Origin of the sequence: Staphylococcus piscifermentans (genome assembly GCF_900186985.1) — a bacterium.
Classification (GTDB): domain Bacteria; phylum Bacillota; class Bacilli; order Staphylococcales; family Staphylococcaceae; genus Staphylococcus; species Staphylococcus piscifermentans.
This window is the reverse complement of the sequence record NZ_LT906447.1, coordinates 1,549,637-1,564,757: the sequence shown is the minus strand read 5'-3', so window position 1 is coordinate 1,564,757 and position 15,121 is coordinate 1,549,637. Positions and strand designations below refer to the sequence as shown.

The 15,121-nt window shown below is 34.9% G+C and carries 16 protein-coding genes and 1 pseudogene; 1 reads left to right on the top strand and 16 read right to left on the bottom strand.

The window, feature by feature from the left end:
- Positions 1-116 precede the first annotated feature (116 nt).
- Entirely contained in the window at positions 117-296 is a 180-nt protein-coding gene (locus CKV71_RS07355; protein ID WP_095105327.1) for a Mid2-like cell wall stress sensor domain protein, read from the top strand.
- Positions 297-430: 134 nt separating this feature from the next.
- Here CKV71_RS07355 and sucB read toward each other — a convergent pair whose 3' ends face one another.
- From sucB to CKV71_RS07280, 16 genes and pseudogenes are all read right to left on the bottom strand, one after another.
- A complete protein-coding gene (sucB, locus tag CKV71_RS07350) occupies positions 431-1,708 on the bottom strand; it encodes a dihydrolipoyllysine-residue succinyltransferase (RefSeq protein WP_095105325.1) in 1,278 nt (425 codons plus the stop codon).
- An 11-nt stretch (positions 1,709-1,719) separates the two neighbouring features.
- Complete coding sequence (locus CKV71_RS07345; RefSeq protein ID WP_095105323.1) at positions 1,720-4,515, bottom strand: 2-oxoglutarate dehydrogenase E1 component; 2,796 nt, start codon at positions 4,513-4,515, stop codon at positions 1,720-1,722.
- 196 nt (positions 4,516-4,711) lie between these two features.
- Positions 4,712-6,076, bottom strand: a complete 1,365-nt coding sequence (locus CKV71_RS07340) for a HAMP domain-containing sensor histidine kinase (RefSeq protein WP_095105321.1) — start codon at positions 6,074-6,076, stop codon at positions 4,712-4,714.
- The gene (locus CKV71_RS07335) at positions 6,073-6,735 is read right to left on the bottom strand and encodes a response regulator transcription factor (protein WP_095105320.1); all 663 of its coding nucleotides are present in this window, start codon (positions 6,733-6,735) and stop codon (positions 6,073-6,075) included. Before CKV71_RS07335 ends, CKV71_RS07340 begins: the two co-directional genes overlap by 4 nt.
- 102 nt (positions 6,736-6,837) lie before the next feature.
- Positions 6,838-6,969, bottom strand: a pseudogene (locus CKV71_RS12680) (hypothetical protein); the annotation flags it as partial.
- A 169-nt stretch (positions 6,970-7,138) separates the two neighbouring features.
- Positions 7,139-7,762 (bottom strand): phosphatase PAP2 family protein, encoded by a 624-nt coding sequence (locus CKV71_RS07330; RefSeq protein WP_095105316.1) that lies wholly within the window; start codon positions 7,760-7,762, stop codon positions 7,139-7,141.
- Entirely contained in the window at positions 7,763-8,851 is a 1,089-nt protein-coding gene (locus CKV71_RS07325; RefSeq protein WP_095105314.1) for an undecaprenyldiphospho-muramoylpentapeptide beta-N-acetylglucosaminyltransferase, read from the bottom strand. It lies immediately after the preceding gene.
- Between the two features lie 11 nt (positions 8,852-8,862).
- Positions 8,863-9,372, bottom strand: a complete 510-nt coding sequence (locus CKV71_RS07320) for a GNAT family N-acetyltransferase (RefSeq protein WP_095105309.1) — start codon at positions 9,370-9,372, stop codon at positions 8,863-8,865.
- Between the two features lie 12 nt (positions 9,373-9,384).
- Positions 9,385-10,893: a S41 family peptidase gene (locus CKV71_RS07315; RefSeq protein ID WP_095105304.1), complete on the bottom strand. Its 1,509-nt coding sequence runs from the start codon at positions 10,891-10,893 to the stop codon at positions 9,385-9,387.
- 120 nt (positions 10,894-11,013) lie between these two features.
- Positions 11,014-11,235, bottom strand: coding sequence for a YozE family protein (locus tag CKV71_RS07310; RefSeq protein WP_095105302.1), 222 nt, complete (start codon positions 11,233-11,235; stop codon positions 11,014-11,016).
- Positions 11,235-11,735, bottom strand: coding sequence for a PTS sugar transporter subunit IIA (locus CKV71_RS07305; protein WP_095105299.1), 501 nt, complete (start codon positions 11,733-11,735; stop codon positions 11,235-11,237). The genes CKV71_RS07310 and CKV71_RS07305 overlap by 1 nt, the downstream gene beginning before the upstream one ends.
- A gap of 2 nt (positions 11,736-11,737) precedes the next feature.
- A complete protein-coding gene (gene msrB / locus CKV71_RS07300) occupies positions 11,738-12,178 on the bottom strand; it encodes a peptide-methionine (R)-S-oxide reductase MsrB (protein WP_095105294.1) in 441 nt (146 codons plus the stop codon).
- Positions 12,171-12,698 (bottom strand): peptide-methionine (S)-S-oxide reductase MsrA, encoded by a 528-nt coding sequence (gene msrA, locus CKV71_RS07295; protein WP_095105291.1) that lies wholly within the window; start codon positions 12,696-12,698, stop codon positions 12,171-12,173. The genes msrB and msrA overlap by 8 nt, the downstream gene beginning before the upstream one ends.
- Positions 12,699-12,791: 93 nt before the next feature.
- On the bottom strand, positions 12,792-13,628 hold the full coding sequence (locus CKV71_RS07290; RefSeq protein ID WP_095105287.1) for a DegV family protein: 837 nt from the start codon (positions 13,626-13,628) through the stop codon (positions 12,792-12,794).
- Positions 13,629-13,639: 11 nt separating this feature from the next.
- A complete protein-coding gene (locus tag CKV71_RS07285; protein WP_095105285.1) occupies positions 13,640-14,122 on the bottom strand; it encodes a dihydrofolate reductase in 483 nt (160 codons plus the stop codon).
- 43 nt (positions 14,123-14,165) lie between these two features.
- Complete coding sequence (locus tag CKV71_RS07280; protein WP_095105278.1) at positions 14,166-15,119, bottom strand: thymidylate synthase; 954 nt, start codon at positions 15,117-15,119, stop codon at positions 14,166-14,168.
- Between the last annotated feature and the right edge of the window lie 2 nt (positions 15,120-15,121).

The window sequence follows — 15,121 nt, the reverse complement described above, 5'->3', positions numbered from 1 at the left end:
TTTTGTATGATGAGATGTTGTTTTGAATAAAACCTTTGAATTAAAGGTATAATAATAGTGTATACCTTAAAGACAGCGATAGAGTGTTGCTCTAATTGTAAAGGAGATGAGTAAAAATGATGAACTTTATGATACTCTTTGCGATTACAGTTTTAATTGCAGCCTACTCTGGAATTATATTTTTTACAGGCACAATTAAAGAAAATGCGAGATTGAAAAAATCACATTATGGTATGTTATGTATCGTTTTTATAATCTTAGCGATTATTGAATTAATCGTTTACAATGTGATGTAATTGATAGGATTGAAACAGCAGCTTTCTAATAAGTTGCTGTTTTTTTAGTCTTTTTATAAAAAATAGAGGAGGCTTGGACAAAATTATGTCCAAGCTTCCCCTCTTTATGTTGCGCCTACTTATTAAATTTAAGATTAAGATTCTAAAAGTAAATCTTCTGGGCTTTCAATAAGCTCTTTGATTGTTTTCAAGAATCCTACAGCTTCTTTACCATCGATAATTCTGTGATCATAGCTTAATGCTAGATACATCATTGGACGGTTTTCAATCGTATCTTTATCAATTGCAATTGGACGTGTAATAATTGAGTGCATTCCTAAGATAGCAGCTTGGCTTCCGTTAATGATTGGAGTTGACATCATTGAACCGAAGATACCGCCATTTGTAATAGTGAATGAACCATTCATTAAATCGCCAAGTGATAATTTGTTATCACGTGCTTTAACAGCTAAGTCTGCGATTGAACTTTCAATTTCAGCAAAGTTTTTCTTATCACAGTCACGTACGAATGGAACGATTAAACCGTTATCAGTAGATACAGCAATACCGATATCATAGAATTGTTTAGTAATCATGTCGTCGCCATCAATTTCAGCATTAACTGCTGGGTATTTTTTCAATGCCGCTACAGCAGCTTTAGTGAAGAATGACATGAATCCTAATTTAGTACCGTCATGATCTTTGATGAATTGTTCTTTCTTACGTTTACGTAATTCCATAACGTTTGTCATGTCTACTTCGTTGAATGTAGTCAGCATTGCAGTGTTATTAGATACTTCTAATAGTTTTTTAGCAGCTGTTTGCTTACGACGAGACATTTTTTCGCGTACAACTGGTTTAGTCGGTTCTTGGTTTTGTTTTTTAGCAGGTGCTTCTGATTTAGAAGATTGGCTGCTTTGAGATGATTGACCACCTTGTTGAGAGCGGTCTACATCGTTTTTACGTACAACATCTGAGTTTTTAGCTTCAACTTCACTTAAATCGATGCCTTTTTCACGTGCATATTTACGTGCAGATGGTGTTGCGTTCACACGTTGGTCATTGCCAGCATTACTTTCATCTTTAGAAGAAGATTCTGAAGATGACGGTGCTGATTTTTCTTCTGATTTAGAAGATTCTTCTTTAGCAGAAGTGTCTTCTTTTTTATCATCAGATGATGATTGAGCTGGACTGCCGCTGCCTTCCCCAACTGTTGCAATTGCTTGTCCGACTTCAACTGTGTCTCCTGGTTCTGCTAATAATTCTTGAATCACACCTGCTTCTTCAGAAACGACCTCAACGTTTACTTTGTCAGTTTCTAATTCAACAACTGCTTCACCTTTATCTACTGAATCGCCAGGATTTTTCAACCACTCAGCAATTGTACCTTCCGTAATTGATTCTGCTAACTCTGGAACTATAATCTCAGACATACTATTTCCCCCTATTTTTTATTAAGACTCTCTTCAATAATAGAATTTTGAACAAGTTTATGATTTTCGCCGTCACCTTCAGCTGGAGCAGAACGTTTAATACGACCACTGTATTGTAATTCGTATTGATCGCTTGCTAAGTCGCTTAAGTAAGGATATACAAATGACCAAGCACCTTGGTTTTGAGGTTCTTCTTGAACCCATGCAATTGTTTCAAGGTTTGGCAATTGATTAATTACTTCGCGGATTTCTTCAACTGGGAATGGATATAATCTTTCTACTGCTACAAGTAAGATAGATTCATCCGGTTCTTTTTGCAAACGTTCTTTCAAATCGATAAACATTTTGCCTGATGCTAAGATAAGTTTTTTAACTTTCTTCTCATCATGTGCTTCTGGAAGGATTGGTTGGAAATGTCCTTCTGTAAATTTATCAATTGTGTCTGCTACCGTTTTATTTCTCAATAAACTTTTAGGTGACATCACTACTAACGGACGCATTGCATCCGTATCTAAGCTTGCTGCTTGTGCACGTAACAAGTGGTAGTAATTGGCAGAGCTTGATAAGTTGACAACTGTTGAGTTGTTTTCAGCTGAAAGTTGCAAGAAACGTTCTAGTCTTGCAGATGAGTGTTCAGGTCCTTGGCCTTCATATGAATGAGGTAAGAATAATGTTAAGCCTGAACGTTCGCCCCATTTTGAGTAACTGCTGAAAATAAAGTTATCGAACATCATTTGTGCCATATTTGCGAAGTCGCCGTATTGGGCTTCCCAAATATTCATAGTACCCTTGTTTTCTACATTATAACCGTATTCAAAACCTACTACTGCTGCTTCAGATAATGGTGAGTTGTGAACATCAAATGAAGCTTTTTGGTTCGGAACATGTTGTAAAGGCACATATTCGTCTCCATTGTCTGGGTTATGCAATACTGCATGTCTGTGACTGAAAGTACCACGTTCACTATCTTGTCCTGTTAAACGAATTGGCGTACCATTTTGCATGATTGTCGCAAATGCTAATTGTTCAGCTTGTGCCCAATCTACTAAGCCGTCTTCTTTTTCAAAAGGTTCTCTACGTTTTTCTAATACTTTATTGAGTTTCTTCAATACCTCAAAGCCAGTTGGATAAGATAATAATGCATCGTTGATAGATTTCAAATCTTCATAAGATACATTGTCTTTATCAGGTTGAAGGGGTGCTTCAAGACTTTCAGGTTTAGACATATCTTTAGTAGTTGTTTTATCGTTTTTATCAATTTTGTCATGCGATTGACGCAATTCTTTTTGAACATCGTCTAGAGTCTGATCCATTTCTTCTTTTGAAATTACACCTTCATCTACGAGTTGTTCACCATAGATAGTATCTACTGTAGGATGTTTGCGAATTGCATGATATGGAATAGGGTTAGTAATTGACGGTTCATCCATTTCATTATGACCATAACGACGATACCCCACTAAATCGATGACTACATCTTTATGGAATTCTTTGCGGAAATCCATAGCAATATCAATTGCTTCGATAGTTGCCTCGACATTATCAGCATTTACATGCATTATCGGAATGTCATAACCTTTAGCTACGTCTGTAGAGTATGTCGTAGAACGTCCATCTCTAGCTTCAGTAGTAAAACCAATGCGGTTATTAGTAATGATGTGTAATGAACCACCTGTTGAATAACCATCTAAGTTGCCTAAGTTCATAGCTTCAAAGTTGATACCTTGACCTGGGTAAGCAGCGTCACCATGAATTAAGATCGGCATTGATTTAGTGAAATCAGTTTGTACTTTGCCGCCTTCATGTGTGTCATCTTGAACAGAACGTGTTTTACCTAAAACAACAGGCGCTACAATTTCTAAATGACTCGGGTTATTCGCAAGTGAAATACGTTGCGTTGTACCATAAGTGTCTGTAGTTTTGATACCACCTAAATGGTATTTAACATCGCTTGTCCATGCATTACCAGAAGTCAATTCAAGGCTGCCATCTTCAGGCAAGAATTTCATTGGATCAGTGTGCATGAATTCTGAAATCATCATTTCATATGGTTTTTCCAAAACGTGAGTTAACACATTTAAACGGCCACGGTGAGCCATCCCAATTTGAATATTTTTGATTTCTTCTTCACCAGCACGTCTCAAAGTCTCTTGCAACATTGGCACAAGTGTGTCTACACCTTCAATTGAGAATCGTTTAGCCCCTACGAAGTTTTTATGAAGGTATTTTTCAAAGCCTTCGACATGTGCTAATGTTTTAAATAAATTAATTTTTTGATTTTTGTTTAAATTTGCTTTATATGGCGTTTCAATACGTCGTTTGAGCCATGTACGCTCAGTATTGTTATTGATATGTGTGTATTCAAAAGCAATTGGTCCTTTGTAACGTTTCTCCATACGTTTAATTGCTTCATACGCATTGTCATAAATATCAGAAAAATGATCTGATACTATTCCTGGAGAAATTTTTTCTAAATCATCTTTAGAAAGATTAAAATCTTCAATTGTTAACTTTGGAACGTGTTTACGTTCTGGACGGTTAACTGGATAAATATCTGCCTGCAAATGACCGTATTGTCTGATGTTATCAACTAAACGCATTACTTGTTTAATTGTGCTGTCTCCAGAACCTGATGCAGGACTCGCTGCTACCTCTCTGTTGTCATTATTAATTGTACTAAATAAAATTTGTAAATCTTCAGAGACTGAAGTTGGATCTTGTAGATATTGATCATATAAATCTATGATAACCCCTAAGTTAGCTCCGAAATTTACAGGTGCTTCACTTACCTGTTTATCTTTCGTCATATTACTCCCTCCACAATATATTGAAACGCTTACAAATAAATAATATCATTAAATCTTCACAAATTAAAGAGAGAATAGGCAATTGACACATAGAAAAAGAGCCGTAATGACGGCTCTTTGTAAACATATATAAACTAACATTACAAAATAAACGAATGGAGTATAATTATTTTAAACGTAATAAGATACTACTTTTTTAAATATTGAAAGTAATACTGAAAGTTGTATAAGAATTCAGCTCACTTTTAACTTGAATAGTACCATTATATAAACTTACAATTTTACTTGCAATAGACAGTCCTAACCCATTTCCACCTTGTTGTCTAGAACGAGATTTATCTACTCTGTAAAATCGATCAAAGATAAAATCTAATTCTTCTTTAGGGATTCCAGGCCCATGATCTGTAATTTCAATTGTAGCTTGACGGTTTTTTAAGGTAGTGGCGATATCGATTTTCTTTTCACGCGAATCATATTTTATAGCGTTATCAAGAAAAATCAAGAGCACTTGTTCTAATTGGTAACGATTGATTTCTAAAACAATCGGTTTGTTAGACGGTTTGAATGTAAAGCTATAATCAGGATGTAGTTGTTTGAGCGATTTTAAGCGTGACTCGATTTCGTTATTTACTTTTACCGGCTCGACATCTTTAGCATCTTTGTAGGTCGACTCTTTTGTTAATAGCAATAATTCTTCAACTAATTTAGTTATTCTATTCATTTCTTCAATAGTAATATTTAAAGATTCTTCCAAGATTTCAGGATCTTTTTTACCCCATCTTTTAATTAAATTCAAATGACCTTGAATAATCTGTAAGGGCGTGCGAAGCTCGTGCGATGCATCTTCCACAAATTGCGTCTGCTGGTCGAAGAGTTCTTCGATTTGCAACATCATATCATTAAAGGTATCAATTAAGTCATTGGTTTCTTCATAATTCGTTGGCAGTTCTAATTTTTCTTGGAAACCATCTCTTCTGATCTTCCGCATTTTATTAGCCATAATAACGATAGGTTTCGCGATTTGGGCTGAAAAGATATAACTGATGGTCGAGGTCACGATAATTGCAATTACTCCGAACAGTACAGACAATATGACTAGCGAATGCATAACACTGTCATAACTCGCTAGAGAATGGATAATTACGGAATAGCCTTGGAATTTATCAGTGTTGATAGGATGAGAAACAATTAAAAAATTAGCATCTTTTAATTTTACAACAGAGACACTGTGATATTTCGAAGGTCTTATTGGCTTTGTATCATTAAGATAGTCCCCCATAGTAGAAGTCTCTGTAATTTTGTCGCGATCTTCATCGAATAAAACAACTTTTTGAAAGTTCCCTAATGAGGCATTCAAATCTAGCGGTGTCACATTTTCTAGTGACTTAGTTCCTAATAGTGTTGCTACATTATCAGCACTCTTTTCTGCATCATTAATTTCATTATCACGTAGAGTAATACTTAAGAAATAAATGATCACTAAACTGAAAATAAATACGATGAGGAAAGTAATACTCGTCGTTACAAGCATCCATTGTGTTTTTAATTTACGCTGTTTCATTGTCTTATCACATATCCTACACCGCGCACAGTTTCGATTACTTTCTCTTTATTAAAAGGTTTTAATTTGTTGCGCAAATAGCGAATGTAAACATCGACGACATTTGTTTCTACTTCACTATCATAGCCCCACACGTGATTTAATATTTGTTCACGTTGCAGTACATGATTTAAATTCTCAGTCAGTAATTGCAATAAATCATACTCGGTTTTAGTAAGCTCCAACTCTTGACCTTCTATTGTGACACGAAACGCATCTTTATCAATAGTGATGCCTTTAATAGTCAGAGTATTCTTAGTTGGTTGTCTGCGTAATGTAGCTCTAATGCGTGCGAGCAGCTCTTCGATGTCAAAAGGTTTAACAATATAGTCATCTGCTCCATAATCTAAACCAGCCACTTTATCATAAGTATCACCTTTCGCAGTAATAATGATAATCGGTGTTGATTTTATTTCGCGTATTTTTTTACAAATCTCTAATCCATCCATATTAGGAAGCATCAAATCTAATAGGTATAAATCGTAATCTTTAGATAGCGCAGTATCAAGACCAACTGCTCCATCATTTTCAATATCTACTTCATAATTTTCATGTAACAATTCAAGTTCAATAAAACGTGCAAGATTTTTTTCATCTTCCACTATTAAAATTTTTGTCATGGTCAGCACCTCGAAATAATTTTATCATAAAAAATTATAACCGGTAATTTAAACATGAAAAGTAGGAACTGATAGTGTCTGCACCTACTTTCAAAATTCCTTTTTCAAAAAAAATGAAAAAATTTGCGTTTCTAATTGACAATCATTCTCACTCATGTATAATAGTAATTGAAAATGATTATCAATACCAAATGAGACATCCCCCCACATTTTCGTTCTTATTGTATTGGTCATTTTCATATCCCCTTTTATATATGCCCGTAAATACTGACGTTATGGAATATACATAACGTGACATACTTACCGATTCTGCTAGAAAAGTAGAATCGGTTTTTCTATGTAAAGAAAGACAGGATAGAAACTTAAATGAGAATCTATCCTGTCTTCTATTATTTATCAATTTTTAAAAACGAACGGGCTTTAATTTTCCTTTGAAAAATACAGATACTGTTAGAATACAAATAATTCCAGCTGTAATACCGCCGATAATATCAGTCGGATAATGTACGCCTAGATAAATACGAGACATACAAATCATCGCAATCATGAAAATACAGAACGAAGTCATCATCACTCTCGGTGTACCGTGCAGATAGCGAGAAGCAATGTAAATAATACTTCCGAAAAATGAAGTAGAGCCCATTGCATGACCGCTTGGGAAGCTATAGCCGCCGATTTCTACTAAACGTAACTTTGACGGACGTTCACGGTCAAATGTATTTTTCATAATTGGATTAGAAATACTTGATACCGCCATCACAATTGCAAAGAATAACGCATCAATCTTCATTTTACGTAATAACAAATAACTGACCACACATAGAGAGAGGCAAATCATTGAGAATACTTCTCCTACCCATGTAGCGCCCATAAATATGCTTGTTGTAATAACACTGTGTGATGCGTAGATTAAATCATAGACTTCGGTATCAATCCAGTTGCCTAATCTGCTTTGATGGAAAGCAGCTATAACACTGAAGATAAGTGTAAATACCAAAATTAATGAAATTCTTTTAATTCGGCTCAATTAGCTGTCCCTCGTTTCCTTTTGATTAGTATCTTTCAGAATTTTATCTAACAAGTCTTCTTTAGTAAATAATTGATGATAACTTGCCATCTGCTTTATGATTTCATTTCTATTACTTTCAATAGTTTGTAATGCTTCTTTGAATCGTTTAGGGTCTGCTTGATCTTCAGGAAGTGTTTGCGCATAACCTTTGTTTTGGAAATTCTTTGCATTATCTATTTGATCCCCGCGAGATTGGTCTAAACCAAGAGGAATTAATAACATCGGAATATTTAAAGTCAAGAATTCATAAATCGCATTTGCACCAGCTCTGCTCACAACTGTATCAGTAATTGCTAATAAATCAGTCAGTTCGTCAGTCACAAATTCGAATTGTTTATAGCCTTCGCGATTAATTGAATCATCTTGTAATCCTTTCCCTGTTAAATGGATAATTTGATATTCTTCTAACAATGAATCCAGGTTAGTACGAATCAATTCGTTGATTTTCTTACTTCCTAAGCTGCCACCCATTACTAATAACACTTTTTTGCCGTCTTTAAACCCAGTTAATTGAAAACCTTTGTCGCGATTACCTTGCTTTAAGTCGTCGCGTACAGTAGCACCGACAAAGTCTGCCTTGTCTTTAGGTAAATATTTCAATGTATCTTCAAATGTTGTATAAATCTTTTTAGCGAATTTCAATGAAATTTTATTAGCCAAGCCAGGTGTAATATCTGATTCATGAATAACAACTGGTATATTTAATGAACGCGCTGCAATCACTACAGGTACAGATACAAATCCGCCTTTTGAGAAAAGAAGATCTGGTTGTTGTCGTTTTAATATTTTTCTTGCATCAAAGATACCTTTTAACACTTTGAAGATGTCTTTGATATTTTCAACAGAAAGATATCTGCGTAATTTCCCGCTTGAAATAGGAAAGTAGTTGATTCCTGGTAGTTGCGATTCGATCATTTCTTTTTCGATTCCATTTTTAGAACCGATGTAGAAAGCCTCAAATCCTCTTTCTTGAGCAATCGGAATTAAACTTAAATTGACTGAAACATGCCCAACTGTTCCACCGCCAGTAAATGCAATCTTCGTCATTTTTTATACCTCTATTCTTCTAAAATTCTATAATATGCATAAAAAGCTTCTTCCTTATCGAAAGGATGATAGTCTAAATCAGCTTCGCCTACTTTTGTAAAGCCGAATTTTTCAAATAGATTTTGTGCTCGATGATTCACTGCGTAGGTATCTGTGAGCAATACATGAACATCATGCTCTAAAGCGCGTTTGACAGCGAAATCAAATAGAGCAGTGGCTGCTCCTTTATATTCTGGAGAACCAGCTAATCTATGAATAACATAGCCGCCTTTTCTGTCAACTGGCCATTCTAGTTCATCATACCACTTTGACTGATTTTGGTCGATAACTATATAACCATAAATTTGTGCGTTTTCTTCAAGTACAAATAATGATTCGTGATTAATATCTTCTTCAAAATGCTCTATTAATGGATAATCTTCATCCCATTGCGGATTGTTGTCTTTCTGCATAATTTTTTTGGCATCTTCAGTTAAAGATGAAATTGCATCTAAATCTTTATGTGTCGCTACTCGTATCATATGTTAACCCCTTTATTTTAATTTTTTCAATAAAGATTTAAGAACTTCATCATCTTTACTAGATTTATCAATTAATTTTTCCGTGAACTTACGATTAGTTTCTTTATCAAATTTACCATTAACGTCAAGTTGATTATCTTTTTGGAATGATTCAACAGCGGCTTGTAATGCGCTATCAAATGTTTCATCTTCATTATTGATATTATAACCTAATGCTTTTAAACCAATTTTTATAGATTTAATATCTTTGCTATGATCACCATCTTTGAAGACCTTATCCTCAGGAATCATACTTAATGATTGATATCGAGGTGCATCTATTTTCACATCAGGTTGAATGCCTTTGCCATGAATATAATGGCCTTTTGGAGTGAGCCATTTCATTTCAGTATATTTAAGCAATGAACCATCTTTATATTCTTTGGTTGTTTGAACAATGCCTTTACCAAATGTTTTCTCACCATATACTTTGGCTTTACCATAATCTTTCATAGCACCTGTGAAGACTTCGGATGCACTGGCAGAACCTTCGTTTACTAAAATAGATACTTGCATGTTTTTAGCTTCTTTTAACGAATCACTAGGTGCACGAATTACTTCAGTATCTTTGCCCTTTTGTAATTTAACGACAGATTTATCTTTATCGATAAAGATGTTAGCCATTTTTACGGCTTCATTTAAAAGGCCGCCAGGGTTATTTCTTAAATCAAGTACAATTTTATTAACACCTTCATCATGTGCCTTTTTAATACTTGTTTTTAATTCTGCAGCCGTATTTTCTTGGAATTTGTTAATAGTAAATACTCCGACATTGCCTTCTTTTTTATATTCAACACTTTTAACATGAATTTTATCTCGTTTAATTTTCAATGTATGTGTTTGATGTGCGCGTTCAATCGTTAAAGTGACGGTTGTACCTTCTTTTCCGCGAACCATTTTGACTACATCTGTCAACGATTTGCCTTTTACTGATTTACCATCTACTTCTTTCACTACATCTTTAGGTTTGAGACCGGCTTTTTCAGCTGGAGAACCTTTCATAGGACTTGTCACACTGATTTGATGATTGCGCTGTTGCATTTCTGCCCCGATTCCTACAAAATCGCCAGAAACATCTTCGTTAAAGGATTTTGTTTCATCTTTTGTCATGTATTGAGAATAAGGATCCTTTAATTCTTTCACCATACCATTGATGGCTGCTTCAGATAATTTGTCGGGATTTTGTTGTTTGTAATAATCATTTGCCAAAGTAGCATAAGCTGCTTGTACTTTTTTAAAAGACTTCCTTTGGTCATTATCTAAGCCACTCATTTTGTGCGTAATTGCTATAGTTGATAACACGGTTAATAGGATAGTTACTAAAATAACAGCTATTAATAACGTTATAAATTTCCAACGTTTAATATTAAATGTTTTCGGAGATTTATGTATGTCATCTTGTTTTTGTGTTGGTTCTTTATTCTGATTTTGATCCAATATTAAGGCTCCTTTCTGATCAAAATAGATAGTACGTCGCTTCATTGAGCGTAAATGAAACGATAATTAATTTTACCAAATACATGGTAATCATCAAGAATTATTACCTTTACAACGAAAAAAATAAGGACTAGGACAAGTTAATGTCCCAGCCCTCATAACTAATTAAAATTTTAACCATTCTCTGTATTCATCATATAAATCATCAAACACTGACATAGGTTCGCTGATTGAAGCTTCAGTTTCAATATAGTCTGAGAGCACATGAAAATCTGATTCATGTTTCGGAAATGATAAATCATCAAATATTTGTTCTGCTAATTTTCCTTTTTCATCAGGACGTCCTCGTACAGTGAGCGCAAATTGGTAAAATGAATAATCTTTCATTATGACATCGTCACATCAATGACTTTAGTTTCATTTCTTTTTAATTGCTCTGTTTTGTGAATGTCAATGTTGTCAGTTTGGTCAGTGTTAGTAATAATAATTGGTGAAATTGTTGATTTAGCATTTTGATCGATATAGTCTAAATCAAACTCAACTAATGGATCGCCTACGCTTACAGAGTCGCCACTTTCAACTAACACTTTAAAGCCTTCACCATTCAATTGCACAGTATCTAAACCGATATGAACGAGCAATTCTAGACCGTTATCAGCTTTCAAACCTAATGCATGGCTTGTTGGAAAGACATTATCTACTTTACCGTCAATCGGTGAAACAACTACACCTTCTGTAGGTTTGATACCGAAGCCTTCACCCATCATTTTTTGAGCGAATACCGGGTCTGGAATATCTTCAATATCTACAAATTCACCTGTAATCGGTGCATATATTTCAATATTTTTATCTACTTTATCTTCTTTGCCGAATAATTTTTTGAACATAATTATTTCCCCCCTTGATCCTTGAAGTGCGGGATTAAGTCGCCGTACCCAAGTTCTTCTAATTTATCATAAGGAATAAATTGAACCGCCGCAGAATTAATACAATATCTCAAACCGCCGCTTTCTGCAGGGCCGTCATTAAATACGTGGCCTAAATGACTGTTGCTGTCTTCAGAACGTACTTCAGTTCTTACCATACCGAAAGATTTATCAACGAGTTCAACCACTTCGTCATCACTCAACGCTTTGGAAAAGCTTGGCCACCCGCAATCTGATTCGAATTTTTCTTCGGAAGTGAACAACGGTTTGCCAGAAAGTTTGTCGACATAAATACCTTTTTCAAAATGATTCCAGTATTCATTTTGAAATGGTGGTTCAGTACCGTTTTCTTGAGTTACAAGATATTCAAGATCATTTAATTCATCTTTGTTCTTTTTAAGCATCTTGATTCCCCCAATGGTTTTCTATAAAGTCTTTTCGTCCAGAGCCTTTTTGGTATTGCTCATAATGCATTGGATTTTTCTTGTAGTAATCCTGATGATAGGATTCAGCAGGATAGAAATTTTTGTAAGGTTTTACTGGAGTAATAACTGGTTTATTAAAGATCATTTGCTCATTCAATTCTTGAATTTTAGCTAAAGCTGCTTTCTTTTGTTCTTCATTGTGATAGAAAATAACGGGCTGATAACTTTCCCCGCGGTCAAAAAATTGACCTTTATCATCTGTCGGGTCAAAAGTTTTAAAATAAACGTCCAAGATATTTTCAAATGAAGTGACTTCTGGATCATATTCGATTTGAACTGCTTCTACGTGACCCGTCGTATTTGAGCAAACTTCTTCATAAGTTGGATTTTCTACATGGCCACCACTATATCCTGAAACCACACTTTCAATACCAGGATATGAAGTGAATGGTTTTACCATACACCAGAAACAGCCGCCTGCTAAGGTTGCATATGCCAAAGTATTACCTCCATTCAGTATCTAGTTATTCCTTAAGTTACCACGATTATTTAGATTTTTCTATTAGTTTGCTTTCTGTTCGCGTGTATTCTCTTATGAACGTAAGAAAGTGAGCCCAATAGCTCCTTGGCCTGTATGTGTTGAAATTACAGGAGTTGTAAAACTTAATTCGTAATCCGTAGAATATTCATCATTTACAAATTGTTGTTTTGCTTTTTCGACAAAGTCCAAAGCATTAGCGTGAGCGATACCGATTTTTTTAACCGAATGATTTTCTAAGAAGTTAACTAAATCTTTCTTAATAAATTGCAGACTTGCTTTTTGTGTGCGGGGGTTAGACATTAAATTAATACGACCATCTTCCAAAGTACCTGTTGGTTTTAAGCGCATGATATTACCAATCATACCTTTTGCTTTGCCGATACGGCCGCCTTTAATTAATTGTGTCAATTGACCGATTACCACATACACCTTAATATTGCTTTGCAGATGTTGAACTTTTTCTACTATTTCTTCAGTAGATAAGCCTTCATTAACCCATTCAACGATATGTTCAAGTTGGAACCCTAGTCCATAAGATATAGATTTAGAATCAATAACGGTTACCTTGGAATTTGTCATTTGGCTTGCTTGATATGCAGTTTGATAAGTCCCACTCAAACCGGAAGTCATATGGATACTTATAATTTCAGAGCCATCCTTTCCTAATTCATCATACATTTCAATAAATTTACCAATAGGAGGCTGACTTGTTTTAATATCTGCGTCATCCTCGATAAGATGAATCACTTCTTCAGATGAAACTTCGATTTGATCAATATAAGATTCACCATCGATCGTTAAATTGAGTGGAACTACATGAATGTTGTGTTCCTTCAAAAACTCTTGCGGTAAGTCTGATGTGGAATCTGTAACAATTTTCTTGTGCATTTGAAACCCTCCTATTGCTTCTTGCGTACTAAATGTAGAAAAGTATGAGGAATCGTGTTCTTCTCATCTAATTCCCCTTTGACTGCTGATTCGACTTCCCAGTCTTCGAAAGTATAAGGTGGGAAAAAAGTATCTCCTTGATACTTATCTTCTATCACTGTGATGTACATATCATCAACTTTGTCTATGAATTCTTCAAATAAAGATTGACCTCCAAAAATAAACACGTGGCCGGGCAAATCATAAATTTCATCAAAATCATGGATGACATCCACGCCTTCAGGATGAAAAGCAGTATTACGGGTCAATACTACATTGCGACGATTAGGAAGCGGTCGTCCGATTGACTCGTAAGTATTACGTCCCATAACAAGGGTATTACCGGTAGATAATTTTTTTACATGCTTTAAATCATTAGGCAAATGCCATGGCAGTTGGTTGTCTTTGCCGATAATCCTGTTTTGATCATGGGCAACCAAGATGGATAGCGTCATTGAAATATCCCCTTTCGTTTATCTATAAGTTGAATTGAATGATTTAAACTGCAATTGGAGCTTTAATACCTGGATGTGATTGATAATCAACAATTTCTAAATCTTCATATTGTATATCGAATATAGATTTATCCGTGTTTATTTTAAGTGTCGGCGGATTGAAGCTATCTCTTGCAAGTTGTGTTTGAATTGCATCGATATGATTAGAATAGATGTGTGCATCGCCGAAAGTATGCACAAATTCTCCTACCTCCAAGCCGCATTCCTTTGCAACAAGATGAGTAAGCAAGCTGTAACTTGCAATGTTGAATGGGACTCCTAGAAATATGTCTGCACTTCTTTGATAAAGCTGACAGCTTAATTTGCCGTCTTGAACATAAAATTGGAACATCGTATGGCACGGTGGCAAGGCCATATTATCAATTTCAGATGGATTCCAAGCAGATACAATATGCCGGCGAGAAGTCGGATATTTCTTAATCTGTTCGATGACTGTAGCTAGTTGGTCATAATGTTGTCCATCTGCTCCTACCCAATCACGCCATTGTTTGCCGTAAACATTTCCTAAATCGCCATATTTTTCAGCAAATGCATCATCGTTTAAAATATTTTCTTTAAATTTTTTCATTTCTTCTTGATAACGTGCGTTGAATTCTGGATCTTCTAAAGCGCGATGTCCGAAATTCGTCATGTCAGGTCCTGTATAGTCTTCAGATTGAATATATTTTTCAAAGGCCCATTCATTCCAAATATTATTATTGTATTGCAACAAGTATTTAATATTAGTATCGCCTTTAATAAACCAAATTAATTCTGTAGCTAATAATTTAAATGAAACTTTTTTAGTTGTGAGTAATGGAAATCCTTTAGATAAATCGAATCTTAATTGATGGCCGAATTTAGAAATAGTACCTGTATGTGTTCGATCATCACGTTGATTGCCGATTTCCAGGATTTCTTCACATAAATCGTGGTAAGCTTTGTCAAATGGGTTCATAG

Bases quoted from the DNA above. Each gene is read 5' to 3' on its own strand.
- CKV71_RS07285 (WP_095105285.1), bottom strand. From the start codon at position 14,122: ATGACGCTATCCATCTTGGTTGCCCATGATCAAAACAGGATTATCGGC.
- CKV71_RS07355 (WP_095105327.1), top strand. From the start codon at position 117: ATGATGAACTTTATGATACTCTTTGCGATTACAGTTTTAATTGCAGCC.
- CKV71_RS07335 (WP_095105320.1), bottom strand. From the start codon at position 6,735: ATGACAAAAATTTTAATAGTGGAAGATGAAAAAAATCTTGCACGTTTT.
- CKV71_RS07305 (WP_095105299.1), bottom strand. From the start codon at position 11,735: ATGTTCAAAAAATTATTCGGCAAAGAAGATAAAGTAGATAAAAATATT.
- CKV71_RS07340 (WP_095105321.1), bottom strand. From the start codon at position 6,076: ATGAAACAGCGTAAATTAAAAACACAATGGATGCTTGTAACGACGAGT.
- CKV71_RS07280 (WP_095105278.1), bottom strand. From the start codon at position 15,119: ATGAACCCATTTGACAAAGCTTACCACGATTTATGTGAAGAAATCCTG.
- msrB (WP_095105294.1), bottom strand. From the start codon at position 12,178: ATGCTTAAAAAGAACAAAGATGAATTAAATGATCTTGAATATCTTGTA.
- CKV71_RS07290 (WP_095105287.1), bottom strand. From the start codon at position 13,628: ATGCACAAGAAAATTGTTACAGATTCCACATCAGACTTACCGCAAGAG.
- CKV71_RS07310 (WP_095105302.1), bottom strand. From the start codon at position 11,235: ATGAAAGATTATTCATTTTACCAATTTGCGCTCACTGTACGAGGACGT.
- CKV71_RS07345 (WP_095105323.1), bottom strand. From the start codon at position 4,515: ATGACGAAAGATAAACAGGTAAGTGAAGCACCTGTAAATTTCGGAGCT.
- sucB (WP_095105325.1), bottom strand. From the start codon at position 1,708: ATGTCTGAGATTATAGTTCCAGAGTTAGCAGAATCAATTACGGAAGGT.
- CKV71_RS07320 (WP_095105309.1), bottom strand. From the start codon at position 9,372: ATGATACGAGTAGCGACACATAAAGATTTAGATGCAATTTCATCTTTA.
- CKV71_RS07315 (WP_095105304.1), bottom strand. From the start codon at position 10,893: ATGAAGCGACGTACTATCTATTTTGATCAGAAAGGAGCCTTAATATTG.
- CKV71_RS07325 (WP_095105314.1), bottom strand. From the start codon at position 8,851: ATGACGAAGATTGCATTTACTGGCGGTGGAACAGTTGGGCATGTTTCA.